Source organism: Sphingomonas sp. IC081, from assembly GCF_006874585.1.
In the GTDB taxonomy this organism is placed as follows: domain Bacteria; phylum Pseudomonadota; class Alphaproteobacteria; order Sphingomonadales; family Sphingomonadaceae; genus Novosphingobium.
The window spans coordinates 1,357,959-1,373,507 of sequence record NZ_CP029761.1 but is presented as its reverse complement, the minus strand read 5'-3'; the positions used below and the strand labels follow the sequence as shown (position 1 = coordinate 1,373,507).

Below are 15,549 nucleotides of genomic sequence, written 5' to 3'. Positions count from 1 at the left end.
GGGCGGCGCGGCCATGAGGCACGCGCCGCCCGTTTTCTATTCCGGCACCAGGTTGCCGGCTGAGTAATCCCGGCGGACCGTCCGCCCTTGTTTCAGGAGTGCATGGCGCATGGCGCCGCCCGCAAACAGGCGCTCCAGCTATTCGCGCAGAGCGCAATATACCACCTTCCTGAGCTACTCCGCGGGCGTGTTGGGCGCCGTCGTGGGGCTGGGGCTCGTGGTGGTCTCGCTGGTCAACCCCGATTTCTTCTCCCCGTTGCGCGGCCTTGCCGCCGACGCGACCGAGCCTGCCAGCCAGGCGGCGGCCAGCGGACGCACGTTCGGGCACGATGTCGTCGCCAACGTCACCGGTTTTTTCCACACCGGTAGCGAAGACGCGCGCATCCGCCGCGAACTGGCCGAAGCCAAGGTCCGGCTTGTCGAGGCCGAAGCCACCAAGGCGGAGAACCAGCGGCTCAAGGGCCTGCTCGGCATTGGCGACAAGGACGCCAATCCGGTGGCCTTCTCGCGCCTCACCGCCTCGACCGGGGCCAGCACGCGCCGCTATGCGACGCTGGGCGCCGGACGTGACAAGGGGGTCGTCACCGGCATGCCGGTACGCTCGCCCATGGGGCTCGTTGGCCGCGTGCTCGAAGTGGGCGCCTCCAGCTCGCGCGTTCTGCTGATCACCGACAGCGAGAGCCTCGTCCCGGTGCGCCGCGCCAGCGACGGCGTTCCCGCCTTCGCCCAGGGGGCGTCCGACGGGACCTTGCGCATTCGCCTGATCAACCTTGGCCTCAATCCCTTGAAGAAGGGCGACGTGATGGTCACGTCCGGGTCCGGTGGGCTCTACCGCCCCGGCACCCCGATCGCGATCGTCACCGACCTGCTGCGCGACGGCGCCATTGCCCGCGTGCTGAGCAACCCTTCGGATACCGATTACGTCATGGTCGAACGCACCTGGGCACCGCCGCCGCCACCTCCGGCCGCCACCACCGCCGCCAAGAAGCCGGGCAAGCCCTGATGGCGCTCCGCTCCGGCCACGGCCAGCCCCGGCGCAGCATCAACCGGGCCCCCTCGCCGCTCCTGGCCCACTCGGTCCCCTGGCTGACGATCATGCTGGGATCGCTGGCGCCGTCGTGGCTGATGATCGCCTCGGCTCCGGTGATGCCGCCGCTCGGCTACCTGGTCTTCCTTGCCTGGCACCAGCTGCGCCCCGGCCTGATGCCGATCTGGGCCGGCCTGCCGCTCGGGCTGTTCGACGACCTGTTTTCCGGACAACCGTTCGGCTGCGCGGTGCTGCTCTGGTCGCTGTCCTCGATCGTGATCGACATCGTCGAGACCCGCATTCCCTGGCGCCACTTCCTCATCGAATGGCTGGTGGCGAACGGGCTGATCGTTACCTACATCCTGCTGTGCCTCGTCTTTGCCAATTTCGGCGGAGCCGACGCCCCTCTTCGTGTGATCGTACCGCAGATCGTGATTTCCGTGCTTTCCTATCCGCTTGTCGGCCGTTTCGTGGCCCTTGCCGATCGCTTCCGCCTGAAGCCCCTGCTGGTCGGCCGATGAAGATCAACTTCCGGCGCCTGATCGAGCCGCGCCACGTCAGCGCGGGCACGTTGCGCAACAGCTTCGACCGCCGCAGCCTCGTGGTCGGCGGCATCCAGGGCGGCATCGGCGTGCTCCTTGCCAGTCGCATGGCCTGGCTGGCCATCGGCCAGAACGCCAAGTACGAGCTGGAGGCGGAGAGCAACCGCGTCAACCTCTCGCTGATCCCGCCGCGCCGCGGCTGGCTGCTCGACCGCAACGGCACTCCGCTGGCCTCGAACCGCGCCGACTTCCGGGTCGACGTGATCCCCGAGCGCATGGGCGACAAGGCACAGACGCTGGGCACCTTGCGCCAGCTCCTCAACATGACGCCGATCGCCGTGCAGGACCTCGAGGACAAGATCGAGAAGGCGCGCGGCTTCGCACCGGTCGAAGTTGCCAGCGGCCTCGATTTCGAGCGATTCGCCTCGGTCAGCGTGCGCCTGCCCGACCTTCCCGGCGTCGTCACCCAGCGCGGCTTCTCGCGGTTCTATCCGCTCGGTCCCTCGGTCGGCCACCTGATCGGCTATGTCGGCCCTGCCTCTGCCGAGGAGTACGAGAAGGACCACGATCCCGTGCTCATCACGCCGGGCTACAAGGTCGGCAAGGACGCGCTCGAGAAGTTCTACGAGAAGGACCTGCGCGGCAAGCCCGGCGCCCGCCGCGTCGAAGTGACCGCCTCGGGCCGGATCGTGCGCGATCTCGACACCCGCGAGGACGTCCCCGGCAAGACCATCAAGCTGACCATCGACGCCGGCATCCAGGACTATGCCGCGCGCCGCATCGGCATCGAATCGGGCGCGGCGGTGGTCATGGACTGCCAGACCGGCGACATCCTCGCGATGTGCTCGATGCCCAGCTTCGATCCCAACAGCTTTTCCGACGGCATCGGCCGCCTCGAATGGAAGATGCTGTCGGACGACGACCATGTGCCCCTGCGCAACAAGGTGCTGCGCGGGCTCTATCCGCCCGGCTCCACGGTCAAGCCGATGGTGGCGCTCTCGTTCATGGAAGCAGGCCTCGACCCGAACGAATCGGTGTTCTGCGGCGGCGGCCTGCGTGTCGGCAACCGCGTGTTCCACTGCTGGAACCACCGCGGCCACGGCCAGGTCAACATGGCCAAGGGCATCTACCAGAGCTGCGACGTCTATTTCTACCACTTCGCCCAGCGCATCGGCATGGACCCGATCGCGGCGATGGCGGGCCGCCTCGGCCTCGGCCACGATTTCCCGCTGCCGGTCTCCGGCCAGTCCTACGGCACCGTGCCGAACCCGGCGTGGAAGCTGAAGAAATACGGCAAGGAATGGCAGACCTTCGACACGGTCAACGCCACCATCGGCCAGGGCTACTTCCTGGTGAACCCGCTGCAGCAGGCCATTCAGGCCTCGCGGCTTGCCAGCGGCAAGATCATCATGCCGCGCCTGATCCACGGCAGCGACTACGAAGCCCCCAAGTCGCTCGGCATTGCCGAGGAGCACCTGGCCTATATCCACCAGGCCATGTCCGACGTCGCCAACGGCCCAGGCTCGGCGCCGCACGCACGCCTGCCCTTCCCGGACATCAAGCTGGCGGGCAAGACCGGCACCGCCCAGGTCGTCGGCCTCAACATCGGCAACGGCAAGGGCGGCCAGTGGAAGCACCGCGACCACGGCCACTTCATCTGCTTCGCGCCGGTGGAGAACCCCCGCTACGCCTGCTCCGTCGTCATCGAGCACGGCGGCGGTTCGCCTGCCGCTTATCCGGTCGCCCGCGACATCCTGACCTACATCTTCGACAAGCAGAAGGGCATGGATATCCTGACCGAGCTGGAACAGGGCTGGGGCGGCACGCCCAAGCAGCGGCTCGACGCGCGATACCGCAAGTATGCCGCCGAATACGGTGTCGGCGCCCCGGCCGTGTCGTCCGAACAGGAAAGCGCGGCGGTGGACCAGTCCAATTCCGCACCGGAAGCCGCGCAGCCGATCGTCCGTGACGCGCAGTCACCCGCGCCCGAACCCGCCGCCGCGGCCAATCCGGCGGCGGGCACGGCCCAGCCTGCCTCGGCGTCCGCTTCGGGGTCCGCCTCGGGGTCCGCATCGCCCCCCGCGTCCTCTTCCACTCCGACTGCGACACCCGCGCAAACCCCCGGAAATCCGCAATGATCAGCCGCTCCATCGTCCCCGACACCATCGCCCGCCAACCCTGGGCGATGCTGGTGCCGCTGATGGGGCTGGTCTCGCTGGGCGGCGCGGTGCTCTATTCGGCAGCAGGGGGCAGTCTCCAGCCTTATGCGCTGAGCCACGTCCTGCGCTTTTTCGTGTTCCTCTGCATGGCCATCGTCATTTCCCGCTTCAGCCGGGACATGTTCCGCATGGCCGCCTATCCGATCTACGGCACCATCGTGATCCTGCTGGTGCTGGTGGAGGCGATCGGCGCGGTCGGCGGCGGCAGCCAGCGCTGGCTGAACCTCGGCTTCATGACCCTGCAGCCCTCGGAACTGATGAAACCGGCCATCGTGCTGGTGCTGGCGCGGTTCTACGAGACACTGCCCCACGCGATGACCGCCAGCTGGCGCGGCCTCGTTCCCGCTGGCCTGCTGATCCTGCTGCCGGTCGCCTTCGTGGCGATCCAGCCCGACCTCGGCACCGCGCTGGCCATCTGCTTTGGCGGCGGCGTGACGATGTTCCTGGCGGGCCTGCCAATGTGGTGGTTCGTCAGCGCGGGCGTGACCGCACTGATCGGCGCCCCGATCGCCTTCTTCACGGTCCTGCACGACTATCAGCGCAACCGCGTGCTGACCTTCCTCGATCCCGAGAGCGACCCGCTGGGCACCGGTTACCACATCACCCAGTCCAAGATCGCGATCGGTTCGGGCGGCATATTCGGCAAGGGCTTCGGCAACGGCTCGCAAAGCCACCTGCAATACCTGCCCGAACCGCACACCGACTTCGTCTTCGCGACGATGTCGGAGGAATGGGGCATGGTCGGCGGCTACTTCGTGCTGCTGGTCTTTGCGGTCATCCTCACCTGGGGCATGCGGGTCGCCCGCAGCGCGCCGGACCGATTCTCCAGCCTGCTGGCCGCCGGCATGACCGCGACGATCTTTTTCTACGTCGCCATCAACCTGATGATGGTCATGGGGCTTGCCCCGGTGGTCGGCATTCCGCTGCCTTTCATGAGCCACGGCGGCACTTCGATGATGACCAACATGATCTGCATCGGCACGCTGATGGCGATCAACCGCTGGAATACGCGCCCCAGCAGCCTTTCCTGAAAAAAAATCGAACTACCCCCTTCCCATCCAAATTTTTGCCGTTATAGGGGCCTCTCCGCCGCCGAGGAGGAGCCCGCAAGGCTCTGAAACGGCAGCCCGGACAGGGTAAAGTGTGGACGCATAGCTCAGTTGGTAGAGCAGCTGACTCTTAATCAGCGGGTCCTTGGTTCGAGCCCAAGTGCGTCCACCAGTCCTGTCCTTGCACGGAAACGTGTGTGGACGCATAGCTCAGTTGGTAGAGCAGCTGACTCTTAATCAGCGGGTCCTTGGTTCGAGCCCAAGTGCGTCCACCATTTCCGTCACTTACGCGGCAACGCGTGTGGACGCATAGCTCAGTTGGTAGAGCAGCTGACTCTTAATCAGCGGGTCCTTGGTTCGAGCCCAAGTGCGTCCACCACCGCGCCTTTCAGCGCATTTTCCTTCCGATCGAAGCCTGCCTCGCGACAGAGCGCGAATCGCACCTCGTGACGGGTGCCCCCCAGGCTCCTCTCCCCATTTTCAGGTCAGGTCAGGTCGGCTCAGCAGCCGCGCGACTTGGTGTGGTGGTCGTAGTCATGACCCGGCGCACCGGCCGAATGTCCGTTCGCGTGGCCCTGCGAGGTGTAGAAGCCCGGGGGAAGCCCCTTCTTGCCCGCAGCGTTCGCCTTGGCGACACTTGCCGCAAGGTCGCCCGCCTTGGTGCCGGCGAGTGCCGGACCGGAAATGGCCAGCGCGATCCCGAGCGCGGCTACCGTGAGTGCAGTCCTGTTCATAGACTATCCCTTTCCTTGGTAACGCCGCCGCTGCCCTGCGTTGCAAGCAGGGACGGACGACGGCTCCCGAGGTCTGGGGCCTCCATGGTTAGAACCATCCTACGCAGCTTCGTATAAGAACGCATTTAACCGAACTTAACGATGTTCGTTATGACGGCGTCAGCCATGCCGTAAGGGCAGGCCCGGACAGGCACCGCGTCTCGCCGGAAGGCACGCAGCTTGGTGAACGGCGCAGGAAATCCGCTAAAAATATTTCTGCCGCGCCGGGAGGAAAGCCCTCGGGGAGCGCCAAGACAACGCAGGGCCGGGGTACGCCGCCATAGCACCCCCGAACTCCGCTCAGGCCGAGCTTGTCATGCCCCAGGCAGCAAAGCGCTGCACGAAGCCCCTGCAGCGAATGGTCACGCGCCGGGTGCAGGCTTCGACAAGCTCAGCCTGAGCGGGGTGGGGTTTAAACGCGGAACGGCAGGACGGGCCCCGTTGCGGACGTTCATTGAACCCGGATGGTTTGCCGATTGTTCACTCCATTCGTCATTCCCGCGAAGGCGGGAATCCAGTAGCAACCTCGCAATGTCGGCACACTCGAAGGCAATCCGCAGTGGCGCGATCTCCACACCGACTTTGGCTTCGAAGCGCTGCGTTAACTGGATTCCCGCCTCCGCGGGAATGACGAAGAGGGGCGGGAATGACGAAGATCCGGGTGCGGATTTGGCATCAGCAACGGGTGTTTTAAAATCGGAACCCGACAGTCCACAACCCACTCAAACCAGACCTTCCACCCCCGCTCAGGCTGAGCCTGTCGAAGCCCCTTGAGACGCGGCGCGCGGCTTCCCGTTCTTCAACAAGCGCAGGATGAGCGGGGCAGGTCCGAAGCGATCCCGAACCGGGCGCAGGATGGCCCCTGCCCGTCTCGCCCAGCCCGATCCGTGCTAAACCTCTCGGCCGCGCCCTAGCGGCCAGCCTCACCGGATGCAGGTGCGTCTTCCGCCGGAGGGAGCGCACTGCCAGAGGCCTGGGCGTCGATCTCCTTGACCTTTGCGCCGATGCTGTCCTGCGCGGCCTTGTAGCGCTCGTCGAAGCTGGGCTCGCGGTGGCAGGCCGCCACGAGCACCAGCAGGGCCACGCAAAGGGAGGCGCGCCGCATCAGTAGTCCTTCTTGATCTTCACGTTGAGCGAGTTGACCCCCGAGCCGCCCGCCTGGCTCAGCACCGACAGCCACTTGGTCACGCTGACTTCCAGCTGCGTCGCGGTGAAGCCGCGCGCGTCGGTGATCAGTTCGACGTAGATGTCGTCGGTCAGGTACTGCCCGGCGGCGAGCGCGGTGCCGCGCCCGGTGGTCTGGTCGGGACTGAGGATGCGCAGGCGGTCGATGCCGGTTGCCGAACGCAGCTTGCCCAGCGGATTGAGGCCGCCCCCGCTTGCCCGCAGCGAGTTGAGCGAGGTCGCCAGCTGCACCGCCTGGATCGCCGAAAGGTTGGCGATCGAGCTGCCGAACAGGATGCGCGAGAGGATCTCGTCATCGGGCAGGCTCGGGTCCGAACTGAACTCGATCTGCGGGTTGTAGGCCCTGCCGCTGACCGAGACGGTCACCGCCACGTCCTCGATCGTGTCGGTTGCGGCGATCGAGACCGAAGGATCGATCGTGCGTCCGCCGTTGAACGAGATCTTGCCCGACGAGATGTCGAACGAGCGCCCGGCAAAGTCGAGGTTGCCGCGGATCAGCGTGACGTCGCCCGCCATCGTCGGCGCGGCGCTGGTGCCGCCCACGGTGAAGTCGGCCGACCACTCCGAATCGAGCCCCATGCCCGAGACGTAGAGCTTTTCCGGCGCCTTGAGGTGCAGGTCGAGACGCAGCGTCGAGAACGCGGTCAGTATCGGCTCGGCCTGCTCGTCGCCGGTCACGCGGGTCGGCCCGGTCTTCGGCTTGAAGCGCACGCCGGTGAGCTGCGGGATCTCCACGGCCCCTTCCCGCACGATCTGGTAGCGCGTTTCCGGCAGCCGCAGCTCGCCCGAGAGGAGGGCCTTCTCGCCCGCCCGCTTGGTCAGGTTGACGGTGCCGGTGGCGCTGGCCGAAAGCGAGGAGCTGCGCGCCAGCCGCGCCTTGTCGAGCTTGACCGCGAGGTCCATGGGATAGCCTTCCGCCGCCGCCAGGCTCATCCGCCCGCTCGCGCTCACGGTGCCGCTGCCGGCATTGGCATTGAGCGACTGCAGTTCGAAGTTGTTGCCGTTGAAGCGGCCTTCCAGCGTCATGTTGGTCAGCTTGGTGCCATAGGCCTGGTATTCGTATGTGAGGTCACGCCCCTTCACCAGACCGTTCACGCAAGGATCGGTGAGCTTGCACGAGAAGTCCGCCGCCAGCCCGACCGAGCCGACCAGCGTCTGTCCGGGCTGCCCGGCGAACGAGAACAGCGTGTCGGCCGGGCCGTTGTAGCGGATGCCGCCGCCCAGCGGCGCTTCCAGCAGCCGCTGCGACCAGGTGCCGCCACCCGCCGGAAGCGGCCGCAGCGTCGCCTCCATGCGCCCGACGACACTGCCGCGCTTGCGGATCACGGCATGGGCCTCGGCGCCGTCGCTCACCAGCTTGCCGAGGAAATTGATGTCCACCGGCTGGCTGATCGTGCTGGAACTGGTGCGGGTGAAGTCGGTGATGGTCAGGCGTGCATCGGCCTGCGGGAAGGCATCGCTGCCGGCCTGGGCAAAATCGAAGCTGCCGCTGGCACTGCCGCCAAGGCCGTAGCCCGGCACGAAGGCATTGATGACACCGACGTCGAAATTCTCCATCCGGCTCTCGAAACGCATGCCTTCGCCGTACTTGCCCGCCACGCGTGCCTGGCCGCGGCCGAACGACAGCGTGGTCGGCAGCAGTTCGTAGCCGTCCTTGCCGGGCACGATCCGCGCAGGGCTGAGCGTGCGCAGCGACTGGCCGCGAACCCGCCCGGACAGCGCCACGCGCCACATCTCGGGCGCCAGGTCGGCATTGACGCCGAGCTTGAACGGCACCCCGCTAACCCCTTCGATCAGGCCCTTGGCCTGCCCGCGCCCATCGCGGTAATCGACCAGCACGCGCGCGGCGGCCAGATCGAGTGCGCCGATCGAGGTGCCGGCAAGCTGGGCATCGGCAACCACGGTGGGCTTGTCGTAAAGCACCGCGCGCCCGTCGATCAGCGCCGAGCCGATGGTCAGGTTGGCAGGCCCTGCAAACGTCGCGTCCTTGGCGCGCAGGTTGAAGTCCACGGCCTGGAACTTGCCTTCGGCCGCCAGCCGCAGCGCGCCGCCGATGCCGTTGCCCTTGGCGGTCAGTTCACCGGCGAACGGCCCGGCCGCGGTCTGGGTCATCTGCCCGGCAAAATCGACGCCGGACAAGTTGCCGCTGTTGATCCGGATCGCCATCTGGCCGCCCATCAGCAGGTTCACGTCGGCCTTGAGCGGGCCGTAGTCGGTGTCGCTCCGGACGTCGAGGCGGTAGCCGCCGCGCACGCCGGTGATCCGCGCATCGAGATTGGCGAGGCCGATCCCGAAACCGGGATGCTCGGCGGTAAGGTGCGCGTCGGGATTGGTCAGCGTGCCCGTGACCCTGACGCCAAGCGCGCCGTAACGCTGCGAGGCGCCGCGCGCGGTAAGCGCGATCCGGCCCTCGGGCGACCAGCTGCCCTGCCCGTCGACGATCCGCAGATCCGGCGCGTTCATCCTGAGCGCGGCGAAACGCACGATCCCGTCCGAACCGTAGCGCACCCGCGAGGAGGCCGCGAAGTTGCCGCCGAGGTAACTTTGCAGGGTCGAGTTGAACAGCTTGCGCGAGCGCGCGTGGACCGTGCCTTCCAGTGCGAAGCCCTGGTTCTCGCTCTTGAGGTCCATGTTCGTGCGAATGTCGAACAGGCCGACGCTCTCGAGGCGGTAGTTGTCGATCTTGCCGTCGATGGCGCCGGTGTAGAAACCCTTGCTCACATCGGCGACCAGGATCAGCCCGGCGTCGATGCGGTCGGACTTGAGGCGCATGTTGTCGGACAGCACCCGCGGCCCGTCGATGGCAAGGTCGCCCTTGAGGGTGACATTGGCCAGGGTGCCGCCAGCCACGGTGTCGAGCCCGACGATGCGCCGCACGCGGGCATCGAGGGGGATCAGGATCTTGTCGGCATCGACCCGCGCGGCGCCCTGCGCGCTCAGCCCTTCAAGCCCCATGTCGTTCATCATCAGACGCGCGGCATTGATCTTGTAGGCAGCCTTTGGCGCGGTGAAGGCACCGTCCAGCGCGAGCGAGGCGGTCAGCCCCGATCCGCCGAGGTTCTTCGCCATGACCGTGGGCTTGAGCAGCGCGAACTGCAGGCGCAGGTTCTCGAAGCTGTTGGCGGATAGATCGATCACGCCGTCGGGACGCAGGGTGAAGGCATCGCTCGACACCAGGCCCGACAGCCTGGCCTTGCGCTGGTCCAGTGCTGCCGTGAGATCGACGTTCGTCACCGGCCCCAGCAGACCCGCGGTCGGGCCGGTGAAGAGCCGGGCGATCCGGGTCGGCCCCTTGACGACGAACGTGCCGTCCCGCGCGGTCAGTGCCAGCCGCGCCATCTCGCTGCCGCCAAGATCGGCATCGAAGGTGCCGTTCCAGGACTTCCAGTCGCCCTTGCCGTCGAGCCGCAGCGCCATCGGCTGCTTGAACCCGCCGAGCGCGGCGATCACGCCGCCCACCGGCGCATCGACGTCGGCCTTGAGCGCCAGCCGGTTCCTGGCGGGCACGGCATCAAGCACGAGATCGAAGCGGTCCCCGCCCTCCCCGTTCTTGACGGCGCCCTTGATCGCCACCGCGCCGCCCCTGGCAAAGACCTGCGCGCGGCCATCGGCGATATGCGCGCGGCCGTCGACGGTGAGGATGCGGCGCACCCCGGCCACCGGCGGCTCGGCGACGAACTGGCCGATCCGGAGGCGGCCGACGTCGATGTCGAGATCGGGCAGCAGCGGCTCGGTGCTGGGCGGGGTCGGCTTGAACCGGGGGGAACGGCGCAGGACCATCCGCTCGGCCACGGCGCTGCGCACGTCGACGTGCTTGTCGAGATAGGCGAAGGGGCGCCAGTCGACATCGATCTCGGGCGAGAACAGGAACTCGCCCTGCGGGTCGCTGACCGAGAGGTCGTGCAGGGTCATCCTGCCGTAGAGCGAACCCTCGATCCGCCCGACCTTGATGCGCATGCCGTTGTCGAAGCGCAGCCCCGCGATCTGCTCGGCGACGAAGCGGTGGCCGGGGCCGGTATCGATGCCGAAGATCAGTGCCCCGGCCAGCAGCACCGCGCCCAGCACCACGGTGACAACCGTTTTCAGGGCACGAATGCGCAGGCGCCGTCCAAGCGTGAGCCGGGGCCGCTCGTTCGTCTCGTCCCCGGTCACTGCCATGTCCGCTTCCGGCAGGTTTCCGCTCTCTGCCGGGGGCAGGTTGTCTTCGTCGCCGCTCATCAGAAGGCCTGTCCGATCGAAACGTAGATATTGAGGCGCGATTCGCCCGGCCGGCGGTCAATCGGCGTGGCGAGATCGAGGCGCATCGGTCCGAAATTCGTGTAGAAGCGCCCGCCGATGCCGACGCCGTAGCGCAAGTCGTTGAACTGCGGGGTGGTCTGCCGATAGGCCTGCCCGGCATCGACAAAGGCGACGATGCCATAGTTGCCGAAACGGTAACGCGCCTCGACCGACGCCTCGTTGAGACTGCGCCCGCCCACCGCCTTGCCGTCGGCGGCCTGCTCGCCCAGCGCCTGATAGCTGTAGCCGCGCACCGAGCCGCCGCCGCCGGCGTAGAGCCGCCGCGACGGTGCGATGTCGAACAGACCGGCGCCCTTGATGGTGCCGAGGCGCACACGCCCCGCCAGGACAAGACTGTCGGTCACCGGGAAGTAGCCGGAACCATCGATCCGGCTGCGGATATAGGGGTTGAAGCCGCCCTTCACGGTCGCTTCCGGCTGGACCAGCGCGGTCAGGCGAAAGCCCTTGGTGGGGTCGAGCAGGCTGTCGGTCTGGTCGAAACCGAGCTGCCCGTTCACCCCGGCCACGTAATAGAGCTTGCGGTCGCGCGTGCCGGTTGCCGTGTTGTAGTCGGTCTCGCCGGTGATCAGCGTTTCGGCGCCGACGGCATACGTGATCTTCTTCTGCCAGAGCGGCGTGGAATCGCGCGCCATGCGGATGGCGATGCGCCCGGTATAGGCGCTGTAGGCGTCGTAGTCGTTGTGGAACGCCTCGGTCACCAGTTCCAGCGTGCGATCGCGCTGCCCCGAATTGGAGCGCCTGAACGTCGTCGACAGCCCTTGCTGCTTGGTACCCGCGATGGCGCTGACGATCAGCGCGCCTTCAGGCGGGAACAGATTGCGATGGGTCCAGCTGGCCTGGGCGCTGAGACCCTCGCCCGTGGCATACCCGATGGTCCCGGCAATCGTGCGCGGCGGCCCGGCGTCCTGCTGGACGTGCAGGGTGACGTATTCGGTACCGTCGCTCCCCGCGGATTGCCCGGTCTTGCGGGGTTCCACCGCGATCGTCGAGAACAGGCTGGTCGCGATCAGCGCCTTGCGCAAGTCGTCGACCTTGCGGCTGTCGTAGAGATCGCCCTTCTTGAACCGCGCAAGCACGCCGATGTGCCTGGCATCGAAGGCCAGATCGCCCGAGGTCGTGAACCCGTCGAAGCGGCCGCGCGGGCCGACGTCGACCGGCAGCGTATAGACACCCTCGCCGCTATCCGGGTCGAGCAGGATGTCGCGGTCCCCCACTTGCGCGAAGGCATAGCCGTTTTCGGGAAGCGCCAGCGCCACTTGCGCCTCGGCGCCCTGCACGCGCTGCGCGATGATCGGCTCGCCGCGCTTGAGTGCGAGATTGTCGGCGATGAGGCTTGGCGGCACCGTCGGGTCGGCTTTCACGACGATGTCGGAAAGCGTGTAGCGCTTGCCCGGCGACACCGTCATCACCGCGGTCAGCGCAACCTTGCCCTCGTCGTTGCGATCACGCTGGACCCGGGTACGGATGACCGGCGAATACCAGCCCTCGGACGCGAGCACGGTCTGCATGAGCGTCGCATCCTCCGCCAGACGCGCGCGCAGCATCGCGATATTGGCGGCCTTGCCGTCCCCTTTCTTGAGGGCGGAATGGGACTTGAACTCGGCCAGCAGATCGGTGTCCGCGGCCTTGTCGGCCTCCTCCACCCCGTCGATCCGCATCGCATAGGCGACTTCGGTGTCCTTGGCCTCTTCCTCGGCCTCGGCGAACTGGACCGGGGTCACTTCGAACTGGTCGATCGGCGGCAGGGGTGCGGTCAGTTCCGCGTCCCGAACCGGCGCGGTGCCGATGGTTTCGGTTTCGGCGGTGGGAGCCGCCGCCTGCTGGACGGCAGCGCCCGCCGAGGCAGGAGCAGCAGGAGGCGCCGGGGCAGGAGACTGGACAGGAGACTGGACAGGAGACTGGACAGGAGACTGGGCATTCGCCGCCTTGCCATCGCCCGCCAGTCGCTTCTCGAATTCGTCGATCGTCTCCAGCGGCTTGCCAAGTTCGGGATCGTCTTCGGCGCCCAGCCTGGGGATCGAACGGTTAAACTCGTCGTCGGAAATGACCGGCTTCACATCGGGCATCACCGCATCGGCAGGCGGCGCCGGCACGGCAAGCTTTCCGGCCTGCAGGGTATCGTTCTCGTCGGGCTTTCCGGCATCCGCGCCTCTCGCATCAGGCCGCCTGGCATCGCTGCTGTCTGCCGCCGGGCTGGCCGGATCGGCTTGCTGCGCGCGCGCAGGCGTACCGGTGAGCGCCAGCACGAATGCCAGCGTCGCCAATCCGGCGCCTTCACGCACCAGTCGGGAACCGATGGCGGCGTGATCGCTTGGTCCTGGCATGAGCAGACTTATGAATACCCCCTGTAGCGTCCGGCCTTGCGCAGACCGGCCCGATAATCAACCGTATCATCCGTGGCCAGGTCGTGATGGCCACTTCGAGTCTGGGCAACGGACGCCCTCGTGCCTTAGCGTATCGCATTGCAACAGCGAAAGTTCCCGGCGGCAAGGGGGAAGCTGATGAATGGACACGAAGGAACCGTCGAGCGTGACACGCCGGATACGGTTTCCGACACGAATGCGCCACCCCTGACGGCGGCTCCGGCGGCAATCGGTCCCGCGCCTGTCACGCCGGGCTGGGATGCGGATACGCCGCTCGCCTTGCCGGCGCGCGCATGGTGGCGGGTGGTGCGGCGGGTCTGGGTGATGAGCGGGTTCCATGAACTCGGCCTGCTGGCGGCGGGGCTCGCGTTCTACTGCTTTCTCGCGCTGACGCCGCTGATCGCCGCCACCGTGATGACCTACGGCCTCGTCGGCGACGTCGACACCGTGCGCGACCAGATGCAGAGCATCGTCCGGGTGGTCCCACCCGAAGTGGCCCATATGCTCGAACAGCAACTGATCCAGATCGTCACCACCAGCCGCGGCGTCACCGGTTTTGCACTGGTGATCGCGCTGTTCTTTGCGATCTACGGAGGCATGCGCGCGGCGAGCGGCATGATCAGCGCGCTCAACGTCATCAACGAGGAGCGCGAGACCCGCGGCATCATCGCCCTCACCTTGCGCGCCGGAGGCCTGACGCTGTCCGCCGTGCTGATCGCGATGACCGGCGTGGTTTCCGGCGGCATCTTCGCATGGCTGCAGACCCATGCCGCCGCCTACCTCGGCGATGCGACGCAAAGCCTGTTCAACTGGCTCACCTGGCTCGCCGCCATCCTTCTCGGCAGTAGCGGCTTTGCGCTCATCATGCGCTACGGCCCGGACCGGCGCCCCGCCAAGTGGCGCTGGCTCGCCCCCGGTGCCTTGCTGGCGACCCTGCTGTGGATCGCCGTCTCGTTCGGGTTCTCGCTCTATGTCGCCTATATCAGCGACTACAACGCGACCTATGGCTCGCTTTCGGCCATCGTCGTGTTCCTGATGTGGCTGTTCCTGTCGGCCTACGGCATCCTGCTCGGCGCCCTGCTCAATGCGGAAATCGAGCGGCAGACCTTCTGCGACACCACCAGAGGTCCGCCCAAACCGCCCGGTGAGCGCGGGGCCGTGCTGGCCGACGTCATCGACGACCGGGTGCCCTCGCTCGCGGACCTCCAGCGCAAGCGCAGCCGCCGCGCCGAGAAGGCACGCCGAAGGGCGGATTAACGCGCCTCGACCGCCTGCGGGCGGCGGTCCCGATCCAGCCGCACCACCAGATCCGCCCGCGCGGGCATCTCGGCGAGGATGGCGCGGGTGATCCGCTCGTAATGGGCAATGAAGCGCGCTATTTGCGCCTCGCTCATCACCTTGTCGTCCGGCCCGGCGCGCGCGGCGAGATCGCGCTCCTGCTCACTGCGCCAGCGGTGGACAACCTCGAAACCGGGCGCGGCCAGCAGCACCAGCCGGTCGATCCGGGCAAAGAGCCGCTGGTACGAATCGCCGAGCATGTCGTTCACCCAGCGCCGCCAACGGCCATCGGGATCCTCCCCCGCCTCCAGCGCATTGACCGGTTCGGCCAGTTCGCGTGTCCGCTGCGGAAAGGCGCCGAGGCACCAGCCCTCCAGCACCAGCACCTGGCAGCCGGGCCCGACGATGGGCCAGTCATGCTCCGAAACCCGGTCGTCGCGGGCCTTGTCGAAACGCGGCAGCGCCACCGGACCGCCCGCCTCCAGCCCGTCGAGCACGTCCAGCCCGAGGGCGATGTCATGCGTGCCCGGCACCCCGCGCGTGGCGAGCAGGGGGTGAACGTGGCGCGCCAGTGCCTGCCGCTCGGCATGGGTGAGATAGAGGTCGTCCAGCGACAGCACCGCGCTCGCGAGGCGCTCGGCCGCGCAACGGGCCTGCACCGTCTGCGCCAGCGTGGACTTGCCGGACCCTTGCGCGCCGCAAATGCCGATGACGACGGGACGATGGCGGGAGCCGGGCCAAGAGCCGGGCCGCGGGCCTGAAAGCGCGCCGGAAAGCGCGCCCTGGACTTGCTCCATCACGGCATCCACAAGGC

10 protein-coding genes and 3 tRNA genes are annotated in these 15,549 nt (G+C 67.3%); 8 read left to right on the top strand and 5 right to left on the bottom strand.

All coding sequences use genetic code 11. From position 1 onward, the window contains the following. The first annotated feature begins 109 nt into the window (after nucleotides 1-109). The 7 genes from mreC (at nucleotide 110) to DM450_RS06605 (ending at nucleotide 5,216) form a co-directional block, all read left to right on the top strand. Nucleotides 110-1,003 (top strand): rod shape-determining protein MreC, encoded by an 894-nt coding sequence (gene mreC / locus DM450_RS06635; RefSeq protein ID WP_142633491.1) that lies wholly within the window; start codon nucleotides 110-112, stop codon nucleotides 1,001-1,003. Then, nucleotides 1,003-1,548, top strand: a complete 546-nt coding sequence (locus DM450_RS06630) for a rod shape-determining protein MreD (RefSeq protein ID WP_142633489.1) — start codon at nucleotides 1,003-1,005, stop codon at nucleotides 1,546-1,548. The genes mreC and DM450_RS06630 overlap by 1 nt, the downstream gene beginning before the upstream one ends. Further along, nucleotides 1,545-3,707, top strand: a complete 2,163-nt coding sequence (mrdA, locus tag DM450_RS06625) for a penicillin-binding protein 2 (protein WP_142633487.1) — start codon at nucleotides 1,545-1,547, stop codon at nucleotides 3,705-3,707. The genes DM450_RS06630 and mrdA overlap by 4 nt, the downstream gene beginning before the upstream one ends. Beyond that, nucleotides 3,707-4,819: a rod shape-determining protein RodA gene (gene rodA / locus DM450_RS06620; RefSeq protein WP_142637594.1), complete on the top strand. Its 1,113-nt coding sequence runs from the start codon at nucleotides 3,707-3,709 to the stop codon at nucleotides 4,817-4,819. The genes mrdA and rodA overlap by 1 nt, the downstream gene beginning before the upstream one ends. Nucleotides 4,820-4,933: 114 nt before the next feature. Beyond that, a tRNA-Lys gene (locus tag DM450_RS06615) sits at nucleotides 4,934-5,009 on the top strand. Nucleotides 5,010-5,036: 27 nt separating this feature from the next. Then, nucleotides 5,037-5,112: transfer RNA gene (locus tag DM450_RS06610), tRNA-Lys, on the top strand. A gap of 28 nt (nucleotides 5,113-5,140) precedes the next feature. Continuing rightward, a tRNA-Lys gene (locus tag DM450_RS06605) sits at nucleotides 5,141-5,216 on the top strand. 121 nt (nucleotides 5,217-5,337) lie between these two features. On the opposite strand, the gene DM450_RS06600 is transcribed toward DM450_RS06605, so the two are convergent. The 4 genes from DM450_RS06600 to DM450_RS06585 all read right to left on the bottom strand — a co-directional run bounded on the left by DM450_RS06600 (nucleotide 5,338) and on the right by DM450_RS06585 (nucleotide 13,418). Further along, entirely contained in the window at nucleotides 5,338-5,571 is a 234-nt protein-coding gene (locus tag DM450_RS06600; RefSeq protein ID WP_142633485.1) for a hypothetical protein, read from the bottom strand. 949 nt (nucleotides 5,572-6,520) lie between these two features. Then, complete coding sequence (locus DM450_RS06595) at nucleotides 6,521-6,715, bottom strand: hypothetical protein (protein ID WP_142633483.1); 195 nt, start codon at nucleotides 6,713-6,715, stop codon at nucleotides 6,521-6,523. Further along, nucleotides 6,715-11,013 (bottom strand): translocation/assembly module TamB domain-containing protein, encoded by a 4,299-nt coding sequence (locus DM450_RS06590; protein ID WP_260610263.1) that lies wholly within the window; start codon nucleotides 11,011-11,013, stop codon nucleotides 6,715-6,717. Before DM450_RS06590 ends, DM450_RS06595 begins: the two co-directional genes overlap by 1 nt. Continuing rightward, a complete protein-coding gene (locus DM450_RS06585; protein ID WP_142633481.1) occupies nucleotides 11,013-13,418 on the bottom strand; it encodes an autotransporter assembly complex protein TamA in 2,406 nt (801 codons plus the stop codon). The genes DM450_RS06590 and DM450_RS06585 overlap by 1 nt, the downstream gene beginning before the upstream one ends. 177 nt (nucleotides 13,419-13,595) lie before the next feature. On the opposite strand from DM450_RS06585, the gene DM450_RS06580 reads away from it, so the two are divergent. Further along, entirely contained in the window at nucleotides 13,596-14,714 is a 1,119-nt protein-coding gene (locus tag DM450_RS06580) for a YihY/virulence factor BrkB family protein (RefSeq protein WP_260610262.1), read from the top strand. Here the strand turns inward: DM450_RS06580 and DM450_RS06575 are convergent. Beyond that, nucleotides 14,711-15,532 (bottom strand): kinase, encoded by an 822-nt coding sequence (locus DM450_RS06575; protein WP_142633479.1) that lies wholly within the window; start codon nucleotides 15,530-15,532, stop codon nucleotides 14,711-14,713. The genes DM450_RS06580 and DM450_RS06575 overlap by 4 nt on opposite strands. Nucleotides 15,533-15,549 lie beyond the last annotated feature (17 nt).